Source organism: Micromonospora sp. WMMD712, from assembly GCF_029581295.1.
GTDB classification, from domain to species: domain Bacteria; phylum Actinomycetota; class Actinomycetes; order Mycobacteriales; family Micromonosporaceae; genus Micromonospora; species Micromonospora carbonacea.
Map to the genome: position 1 here is coordinate 6097101 of NZ_CP120743.1, position 9897 is coordinate 6106997.

9 protein-coding genes are annotated in these 9897 nt (G+C 73.7%); all 9 read left to right on the top strand.

What is annotated here, in order from left to right; translation table 11 throughout:
• The first annotated feature begins 6 nt into the window (after window positions 1–6).
• The 9 genes from O7633_RS26455 to mtrA all read left to right on the top strand — a co-directional run bounded on the left by O7633_RS26455 (window position 7) and on the right by mtrA (window position 9814).
• Window positions 7–192, top strand: coding sequence for a Trm112 family protein (locus O7633_RS26455; protein ID WP_043962058.1), 186 nt, complete (start codon window positions 7–9; stop codon window positions 190–192).
• Complete coding sequence (locus O7633_RS26460) at window positions 189–1385, top strand: SIS domain-containing protein (RefSeq protein WP_278132438.1); 1197 nt, start codon at window positions 189–191, stop codon at window positions 1383–1385. Before O7633_RS26455 ends, O7633_RS26460 begins: the two co-directional genes overlap by 4 nt.
• A 28-nt stretch (window positions 1386–1413) precedes the next feature.
• On the top strand, window positions 1414–2439 hold the full coding sequence (locus tag O7633_RS26465) for a cation diffusion facilitator family transporter (RefSeq protein ID WP_282324320.1): 1026 nt from the start codon (window positions 1414–1416) through the stop codon (window positions 2437–2439).
• Between the two features lie 2 nt (window positions 2440–2441).
• Window positions 2442–3620: a mannose-6-phosphate isomerase, class I gene (gene manA, locus O7633_RS26470; RefSeq protein ID WP_282324321.1), complete on the top strand. Its 1179-nt coding sequence runs from the start codon at window positions 2442–2444 to the stop codon at window positions 3618–3620.
• A gap of 350 nt (window positions 3621–3970) precedes the next feature.
• Window positions 3971–5470 (top strand): adenosylhomocysteinase, encoded by a 1500-nt coding sequence (ahcY, locus tag O7633_RS26475; RefSeq protein WP_178063570.1) that lies wholly within the window; start codon window positions 3971–3973, stop codon window positions 5468–5470.
• Between the two features lie 196 nt (window positions 5471–5666).
• A complete protein-coding gene (gene efeU / locus O7633_RS26480) occupies window positions 5667–6560 on the top strand; it encodes an iron uptake transporter permease EfeU (protein WP_282324322.1) in 894 nt (297 codons plus the stop codon).
• Between the two features lie 21 nt (window positions 6561–6581).
• Window positions 6582–7715: an iron uptake system protein EfeO gene (gene efeO / locus O7633_RS26485; RefSeq protein ID WP_282324323.1), complete on the top strand. Its 1134-nt coding sequence runs from the start codon at window positions 6582–6584 to the stop codon at window positions 7713–7715.
• A 46-nt stretch (window positions 7716–7761) separates the two neighbouring features.
• Window positions 7762–9039 carry an iron uptake transporter deferrochelatase/peroxidase subunit gene (gene efeB / locus O7633_RS26490; RefSeq protein WP_282324324.1) on the top strand — a complete coding sequence of 426 codons (1278 nt, stop codon included), beginning with the start codon at window positions 7762–7764 and terminating at the stop codon, window positions 9037–9039.
• Between the two features lie 85 nt (window positions 9040–9124).
• Window positions 9125–9814 carry an MtrAB system response regulator MtrA gene (gene mtrA / locus O7633_RS26495; protein WP_043962066.1) on the top strand — a complete coding sequence of 230 codons (690 nt, stop codon included), beginning with the start codon at window positions 9125–9127 and terminating at the stop codon, window positions 9812–9814.
• Window positions 9815–9897 lie beyond the last annotated feature (83 nt).

The window sequence follows — 9897 nt, forward strand, 5'->3', positions numbered from 1 at the left end:
CGCACCGTGGCCCTGGACCCGCAGTTGCTCGAGATCCTCGCCTGTCCGGACACACACCACGCCCCGCTCGACTACGACGCGGGGGCGCAGACGCTGACCTGCACCGAGTGCGGGCGGATCTTCGAGGTGCGCGACGACGTGCCGGTGCTGCTGCTCGACGAGGCGCGCGGCGGACCCGCGCAGCAGTCGTGATGGAGGGGACGGCCGGGGTCAGCGGGCACCGGCACGCCGACGAGGCCCTGCTCGACAACCCGGACGCCCTCGCCGAGCACGACCCGGGCGGCATGCTGCGGTTCATGGCCTCGGCCGGGGCGCAGGTGCGGGAGTCCGCCGCCCTGGCGGCGGAGGCCAACCTCACCGTGCTCGCCGACGAGGGCCGCCCCCGGGCGGTCGTCATCGCCGGCATCGGCACCGCCGGGCGTACCGGGGACGTGCTGGCCACGGTCGCCGGGCCGCGCTGCCCGGTCCCGGTCATCCCGCACCGCAGCGCCGGCGTGCCCGGCTGGGTGGGCGCGGCCGACGTGGTGATCGCGGTCAGCGCCTCCGGCCGCAGCCCGGAGGCGCTCGGCGCGGCCGAGGCCGCCCACCGCCGGGGGGCCCGCCTGGTCGCCGTCGGCGCGCCCGACTCGCAGTTGCAGTCGGTGGCCGAGCGGGCCCGCGCGCCGTTCATCCCGGTGCCCCGCCGCGCCCCGGCCCGGGCCAGCCTGTGGGCGCTCACCGTGCCGGTTCTGCTCGCCGCCCGTACGCTCGGGCTCGTGAAGGTCAACGAGGCGGATCTCGCGGAGACGGCGGCGCGGCTCGACGCCGACGCCGACCGCTGCCGTGCCACGGCCGAGTCCTTCGTCAACCCGGCGAAGTCGCTGGCCCTGGGGCTGGCCGGCTCGGTGCCGATCGTCTGGGGCTCGTCGCCGCTGGCGACCGTCGCGGCCCGCCGGTTCGGCGACACCCTGTCGGCCAACGCCCGCTACCCGGTGGTCAGCGGGGCGCTCGGCGAGGCCGGGCGGGGCCGCGTCGGCCTGCTCGACGGCGTGTTCGGCGGGCTGGCCGAGGGGGAACGGGACATCTTCGCCGACCCGGGCGAGTCCGCCGACGGCGGCACCCGGCTGCGGCTGGTGCTGCTGCGCGACGGCGGGCTCAACGCCGAGGACGACGCCGACGAGCCGCTGGCGGTCGAGGAGCGACGGGCCGACGCCGTGCAGACGCTCGCCGAGCGGCGCGGGGTCCGCTGCGACGTGGTGACGGCCGAGGGCGGCTCCGCGCTGGAGCGGCTCGCCTCGCTGGTGGCGGTGCCCGACTTCGCCTCCGTCTACCTCGCCCTGGCACACGGGCTGGACCCGATGGCGGTTCCGGCCATCACCGAGATGAAGGAGCTGGCAAACCAGTGAGCACGTGCGGCATCGAACGGGGAGCGGTGTGAGCGCCAACGGCGGTACGAGGGCGATCGTCGCGGCCCTGCTGGCCAACGTCGGCATCGCGGTCACGAAGTTCATCGCGTTCCTGTTGACGGGCTCCTCGTCGATGCTCGCCGAGTCGATCCACTCGGTGGCCGACTCGGGCAACCAGGGGCTGCTGCTGCTCGGCGGCCGGCGGGCCAAGCGCGAGGCCACCCCGCAGCACCCGTTCGGCTACGGCCGGGAGCGCTACGTCTACGCGTTCATCGTGGCCATCGTGCTGTTCAGCCTCGGCGGCCTGTTCGCGCTCTACGAGGCGTGGCACAAGGCGGCCGACCCGCACCCGATCGAGAGTTGGCAGTGGGTGCCGGTCGTCGTGCTGGTGGCGGCGATCGTGATGGAAAGCTTCTCCTTCCGCACGGCGATCGTGGAGTCGAACCTCATCCGGGGCAACCAGTCCTGGGTGCGGTTCGTCCGCCGGGCCAAGGCCCCCGAGCTGCCGGTGGTGCTGCTGGAGGACTTCGGCGCGCTGGTCGGTCTGGTCTTCGCCCTGTTCGGCGTCGGGATGACCCTGATCACCGGCAACGGCATGTGGGACGCGGCCGGCACGGCGATGATCGGCGTCCTGCTGGTGGTCATCGCGGTCGTCCTGGCTATCGAGACCAAGAGCCTGCTGCTCGGCGAGGGCGCGGAGCCGACCGACGTGGCGACCATCGAACGGGCCGTCACCGACGGCCCGGAGGTGGAGCGGATCATCCACATGAAGACGCTCTACCTGGGCCCGGAGGAGCTGCTGGTGGCCGCGAAGATCGCGGTGCCGGCGTGCGAGAGCGCCGAGGAGCTGGCCCGGGGGATCAACGCCGTCGAGGCGCGGATCCGCGCGGCCGTCCCGGTCGCCCGGGTGATCTACCTGGAGCCGGACATCTGGTCCGCCACCGCGCAGCGGGCCGGCACCGGGGCCGCCGCGCAGACCGCCGTCGCCACGCCGGAGGCCGTCGCGCCGCAGGCGGCGGTGGCCGGCGCGGACGAATCGCACGCCGGGGGCTGACCATGGAGCCGCTGCACGGCCCGATCCGGGACTACGCCTGGGGTTCGCGCTCGGCGATCGCCGGGTTGCAGGGGCGGCCCGTGCCCAGCCCCGGGCCGGAGGCGGAGCTGTGGCTGGGCGCCCACCCGGGCGCGCCGGCCAGCGTGCAGCGCGACGGCGAACCGGTGAGCCTGCTCGACGTGCTGGCCGCCGAGCCGGGGCGCTGGCTCGGCGAGCGGTCGGTGCGGCGGTTCGGCCCCCGGCTGCCGTTCCTGCTCAAGGTGCTCGCCGCCGACGCTCCGCTGAGCCTGCAGGCGCACCCCGACGCGGAGCAGGCCCGCGCCGGGTACGCGGCCGACGCGGCGCGGCCGGCGGGGGAGCGCAACTACGCCGACCCGCACCACAAGCCCGAGCTGCTGGTCGCGCTCACGCCGTTCGCGGCGCTGTGCGGCTTCCGCGACCCGGCGGCGTCGGCGGCGGCGCTGGCCGCGTTCGGCGTGCGGGCGCTGGAACCGGTGGTGGCGGCGCTGCGCGAGGGCACGGCGGGGCTGCGGGAGGCCGTCCGGCTGCTGCTGAGCTGGCCGGAGGCCGAGCGGGCGGGGCTGGTGGGGGCCGTGCTGGCGGCGGAGGCCGCGGGGCCGGACGCGGCGCTGGCGCGGGCTCTGGGCACCCGGTATCCGGGCGACCCGGGGGTGCTGGTGGCGCTGCTGCTGCACCACGTGCGGCTCGCGCCGGGGGAGGCGATCTGGATGCCGGCCGGCAACCTGCACGCCTACCTGCGGGGCACCGGTATGGAGATCATGGCGGCCAGCGACAACGTGCTGCGGGGCGGCCTGACCCCGAAGCGGGTCGACGTCGACGAGCTGCTGCGGGTGCTGCGCTTCGAGGTGCTCGACGACCCGCTGGTGGCCCCGGAGCAGGTGGCGCCCCAGGTGGTGCGCTGGCCGGTGCCGGTCGACGACTTCGCGCTGCACCGGGCGGTGCTGGCCGGCGCGCCGGTGCGGCTCGCGGTGCCGGGCCCCCGCGTGGTGTTCTGCCGCGCCGGGAAGGTCCTGGCCGACGACGGGACGGGTGCGGTGGCCCTCGCGCCGGGGCAGGCCGCGGTCGGCCCCGCCGACGCGGGCCCGCTCGTCCTCGACGGCGAGGGCGAGGCGTACGTGGCGACCAGCGGGTTGGACCGGGACGCCCTCGGGTCCCGCTAAAGCCGGGCTTGGGTTCCGCTTGGCCCGGCGGGTTTTCCGCTCGTTCGACCTGCCCGTGCGGGGCGGCCGAGGTGGCCGGTGGGTGGGGACCGGGCGGGCGGAGCCGGCCGACACAAATCGGGAATTCCCGAAATAGCTTGACGGTGTGCTGGCTCGGTGTAACTTTCTAAGTGCGCAGCGTCACCGCGACGAAGGTCCGGTGGCGCGCGGGGAACCAAACCGGGGGGATGCACGGGGCGGCCGGACCGTGGGCGGACAGTCCGCTCGCGACCGACCGCCCCGTGCGCTGTCGGTCTCCGCGCGTAAGGTGGAGGGTCGCGCAGCACTTCGTTCGTTCGACAGGAGCTTCCATGACCAGCACCCTCCCGGCGGCCCAACCCGGCACGCCGTCCGAGGCCCGGCCGAGCACCCTCGCCGAGGGCGACTACAAGGTGGCGGATCTGTCGCTCGCCGAGTTCGGGCGCAAGGAGATCCAGCTCGCCGAGCACGAGATGCCGGGCCTGATGGCGATCCGCCGCGAGTTCGCGCAGGCGCAGCCCCTCGCCGGGGCGCGGATCACCGGCTCCCTGCACATGACGATCCAGACCGCCGTGCTGATCGAGACCCTGGTCGCGCTCGGCGCGCAGGTCCGCTGGGCGTCGTGCAACATCTTCTCCACCCAGGACCACGCCGCCGCCGCGATCGTCGTCGGCCCCGACGGCACCCCCGACGCGCCGGCCGGCGTCCCGGTCTACGCCTGGAAGGGCGAGAGCCTCCAGGAATACTGGTGGTGCACCGAGCGGGTCCTCGACTGGCCCGACGGCCAGGGCCCCAACATGATCCTCGACGACGGCGGCGACGCGACCCTGCTCGTCCACAAGGGCGTCGAGTTCGAGAAGGCCGGCGCCGTGCCGCCGGTGGAGTCGGCCGACTCCGAGGAGTACGCGGTCATCCTGGAGGTGCTGCACCGCTCGCTCGGCGAGGACGGGCAGCGGTGGACCCGGATCGCCGCCGGCATCAAGGGCGTGACCGAGGAGACCACCACCGGCGTGCACCGGCTCTACGAGATGCACCGCGCCGGCACGCTGCTCTTCCCGGCCATCAACGTCAACGACTCGGTGACCAAGAGCAAGTTCGACAACAAGTACGGCTGCCGTCACTCGCTGATCGACGGCATCAACCGGGCCACCGACGTGCTGATCGGCGGCAAGATGGCCGTCGTCCTCGGCTACGGCGACGTGGGCAAGGGCTGCGCCGAGTCGCTGCGCGGCCAGGGCGCGCGGGTCGTGGTGACCGAGGTCGACCCGATCTGCGCCCTCCAGGCGGCGATGGACGGCTACCAGGTCTCCACCCTGGACGACGTCGTCGAGCAGGCCGACATCTTCATCACCGCCACCGGCTGCTTCGACGTCATCACCAACGAGCACATGGCCCGGATGAAGCACCAGGCCATCGTCGGCAACATCGGCCACTTCGACAACGAGATCGACATGGCCGGCCTGGCCAAGCGCTCCGACGTCGAGCGGGTCAACATCAAGCCGCAGGTCGACCTCTGGAAGTTCGCCGACGGGCACGCGATCATCGTGCTCTCCGAGGGCCGGCTGCTGAACCTCGGCAACGCCACCGGCCACCCGAGCTTCGTGATGTCGAACTCGTTCGCCAACCAGACGATCGCCCAGATCGAGCTGTTCACCAAGACCGACGAATACCCGACCGGCGTCTACGTGCTGCCGAAGCACCTCGACGAGAAGGTCGCCCGGCTGCACCTGGCCGCGCTCGGCGCGAAGCTGAGCACGCTGACCAAGGAGCAGGCGGCCTACCTGGGCGTCTCCCCGGAGGGCCCGTTCAAGCCGGAGCACTACCGGTACTGAGCCAGCACGACAGGGACCGGGTCGGCCGCACGGCGGCGGGCCCGGTCCCTTCGCGTGTGGGGGCGTGCGGCGGGGGCCGGCGGCGATCCCGGGGCGGGTGACGTGGCGAAGAACAACTTGACGGGGCCGGGCCGGCGGGAGGAAGGTATGGCTGCCCTAAGTTAACCGAGGCAACCTGATCGATCACGGAGCACCGATGTTCGCCACCTACCTGATCGGCCTGCGCGAGGGCCTGGAAGCGACCCTCGTGGTCAGCATCCTGGTCGCCTTCCTCGTCAAGTCGCAGCGCCGGGACCGGCTGCCGCAGGTGTGGGGCGGCGTCGGGCTCGCGGTGGCGCTGTCGGTGCTCGTCGGCTGGCTGATCGAATACACCTCGACCTCGCTGCTGGCCCGCTCCGAGGACCGGGAGCTGTTCGAGGCGGTCACCTCGGTGGCGGCCGTCGTCTTCGTCACCTGGATGATCTTCTGGATGCGCCGGGCGGCCCGCACGATGGCCGGCGAGCTGCGCGGCCGGCTCACCGAGGCGCTCGCGGTCGGCTCGCTCGCGGTCGCCGGGATGGCCTTCCTCGCGGTGGTCCGCGAGGGGCTGGAGACCGCGCTCATCTTCTACTCCGCGGCCCAGGGCGCGGCCGGCGACAGCGGGCCGCTGCTGGCCCTGCTCGCCGGCATCGCCAGCGCCGTGGCGATCGGCGTGGGCCTCTACTTCAGCGCCCTGCGGATCAACCTGTCGGTGTTCTTCACCTGGACCGGCGCGCTGCTGATCCTGGTCGCCGCCGGCATCCTCAAGTACGGCGTGCACGACTTCCAGGAGGCCGGCGTCCTGCCGGGCCTCAACGACCTGGCCTTCGACATCAGCGCGACGCTCGACCCGAGCACCTGGTACGCGGCCCTGCTCGCCGGGATGTTCAACGTCACCCCCGCGCCGAGCGTGTTGGAGACCGTGGCCTGGGTCGCGTACGCGGTGCCGGTGCTGGCGCTCTTCCTGCGCCGCCCCGCCCCGCCCACCGGCGCGGGCGCGCCCGCCCCGTCGGCGGCCGCCGCCGGCGTCACCGAGCCCACCGGAACGGCGTCCGCGTCGCCGCGCGCCTGACCATCCCGAGGAGAAACCCCGATGCGTACCACCCGTTTCCTGGTGCTCGCCGCCGCCGGCGCGCTCGCCACCACCGGCCTCGCCGCCTGCGGCGGGCAGGAGAAGGACGCCGGCACGGCCGACGGCGGCCCGATCGCCGTCAAGGCGAGCGACACCGCCTGCGAGGTCGGCCGGACCGAGCTGGCCGCCGGCCAGTCCGTCTTCGAGGTGACGAACTCCGGCGCGAAGGTGACCGAGTTCTACGTCTACGCCGCCGGGGACCGGGTGATGGGCGAGGTCGAGAACATCGCCCCCGGGCTCAAGCGCGAGCTGCGCGTGGAGCTGCCCGCCGGGACGTACGAGACGGCCTGCAAGCCCGGGATGAGCGGCAAGGGGATCCGGGGGGCGCTGAAGGTCAGCGGCACCGCCGCGACCGTCGCCCCCGACGCCGCGCTGGCCGAGGCCACCGCGAGCTACCAGCGGTACGTCACCAGCCAGACCGCCGCGCTGCTGACGAAGACCGAGGAGTTCGTCGCCGCCGTCAAGGCCGGCGACGTGGCGAAGGCCAAGGCGCTCTACCCGGTGGCCCGCACCTACTGGGAGCGGATCGAGCCGGTGGCGGAGAGCTTCGGCGACCTCGACCCGAAGATCGACGGCCGCGAGGAGGTCGTCGAGGAGGGCATGGAGTTCACCGGCTTCCACCGGATCGAGAAGGACCTCTGGACCACCGGCGACATCAGCGCCGACGGCCCGATCGCCGACCGGCTGCTCGCCGACGTCAAGGAGATCGTGGCCAGGGCCAACGCCGAGAAGCTCACCCCGCTCCAGCTCGCCAACGGCGCGAAGGCGCTGCTCGACGAGGTCGCCAGCGGCAAGATCACCGGCGAGGAGGAGCGGTACTCGCACACCGACCTGTGGGACTTCAACGCCAACCTGGAGGGCTCGAAGGCCGCCGTCGCGGCGCTGCGCCCGGCCCTGGAGCAGCGCGCCCCCGACCTGGTCGCCCAGCTCGACACCGAGTTCGCCAACGTGGAGACGGCGCTCGGCAAGCACCGCGACGGCGACGGCTGGAAGCTGCACACCGCGCTGAGCAAGGCCGAGCTGAAGGAGCTGTCCGACAGCATCAACGCGCTGGCCGAGCCGATCAGCAAGGTCGCCGCGGTCGTCGCCCGGTGACGTACGGCCCCGGCGGACGCGCCGACGAGCAGGAGAGGGTGGTCGCATGAGCGCGAAGTTGTCCCGGCGGCGGGCGATCACGCTCGCCGGCGCGGGGGTCGCCGGGGTGGCGGGCGTCGCCGCCGGGGCGGGCGCGCTGGTCCGCGGCGGGGTGGAGCACGCCTCGGCCGACCAGGGCGCGGCGGCCGGCGCGGTGCCCTTCCACGGCGAGCACCAGGCCGGCATCACCACCCCGGCCCAGGACCGGCTGCACTTCGTCGCCTTCGACGTGGTCACCAAGGACCGGGCCCGCCTGGTCGAGCTGCTCGGCGAGTGGACGGCCGCGGCCGCCCGGATGACCGCCGGGAAGGACGCCGGGGTGATCGGCGCGGTCGGCGGCGTGCCGGAGGCCCCGCCGGACGACACCGGCGAGGCGCTCGGCCTGCCCCCGTCCCAGCTCACCCTCACCGTCGGCTTCGGGCCGACGCTGTTCCGCGACGCCCAGGGGCGGGACCGGTTCGGCCTCGCCGACCGCCGGCCCGCCGCGCTGGTCGACCTGCCGCACTTCGCCGGGGACGCGCTGCGGCCCGAGATCTCCGGCGGCGACCTGTGCGTGCAGGCGTGCGCCAACGACCCCCAGGTGGCGGTGCACGCCATCCGCAACCTGGCCCGCATCGGCATGGGCGTGGTCAGCGTCCGCTGGTCGCAGCTCGGGTTCGGGCGCACCTCGTCGACCTCGACCGGGCAGGCGACCCCGCGCAACCTGTTCGGCTTCAAGGACGGTACGGCCAACCTCAAGGCCGAGGACGGCGGGCTGCTGCGCGAGCACCTGTGGGTGCAGCCCGGCGACGGCCCGGACTGGATGACCGGCGGGTCGTACCTGGTCACCCGGAAGATCCGGATGCTCGTCGAGACCTGGGACCGCAGCTCGCTCGTCGAGCAGGAGCAGATCGTCGGCCGGGCCAAGGGCAGCGGCGCGCCGCTGGGCAGGGGCGACGAGTTCGACGAGCCCGACTTCGCCGCGAAGGGCGACGACGGCCAGCCGGTGATCGCCGAGACCTCGCACGTGCGGCTGGCCCACCCCGACGCCAACGACGGGGCGCGGCTGCTGCGGCGGGGCTACAACTTCGTGGACGGCTCCGACGGGCTGGGCCGGCTCGACGCCGGGCTGTTCTTCATCGCCTACCAGCGGGATCCGCGCAAGCAGTTCGTGCCCATCCAGACCCGGCTGGCCCGCAACGACGCGATGAACGAATATCTGCGGCACGTCTCCAGCGGCATCTTCGCCTGCCCGCCCGGCGTGCGCGACGGCGGCGACCACTGGGGGCGGGCGCTGTTCGGCTGATCGGGCGGCCAGTCGGCGGCCCGCCGGCAACTCCCCGGACGGTGCCGCTCCCACCGACCGGAGCGGGGATGGAAGTATAGATCCCATGAGAGCCCGGGTACTGGTGGTCGACGACGACCCCGCGCTCGCCGAGATGCTCGGCATCGTCCTGCGCAGCGAGGGCTTCCTGCCCTCGTTCGTCGCCGACGGGGAACGGGCGCTGGCCGCGTTCCGGGAGAACCGGCCCGACATCGTCCTGCTCGATCTGATGCTGCCCGGCATGAGCGGCATCGACGTGGCCCGGGCGATCCGGGGCGAGTCGGGCGTGCCGATCGTGATGCTGACGGCCAAGAGCGACACGGTGGACGTGGTGCTCGGCCTGGAGTCCGGCGCGGACGACTACGTGGTCAAGCCGTTCAAGCCCAAGGAGCTGGTGGCCCGGATGCGGGCCCGGCTGCGCCGGGGCGAGGACGTGGCCCCCGAGCTGCTGACCATCGGCCCGCCCGGCAACCAGATCAGCATCGACGTGCCGGCGCACACGGTGAGCCGCAACGGCGAGGAGGTGAAGCTCACGCCGCTGGAGTTCGACCTGCTGGTCGCGCTCGCCCGCAAGCCGCGTCAGGTGTTCACCCGCGAGGTGCTGCTGGAGCAGGTCTGGGGCTACCGGCACGCCGCCGACACCAGGCTGGTCAACGTGCACGTGCAGCGGCTGCGGGCCAAGATCGAGCCGGATCCGGAGCGGCCGGAAATCATCCTGACGGTGCGGGGCGTGGGCTACAAGGCGGGCACGGGATAGCCTTGGTCGCACTGTGACCACCTCCCCGCCTCCCGGTCCCGCACCCACCGTCACCCGCCGGCCACCCGCCGCGCGGGAGCTGT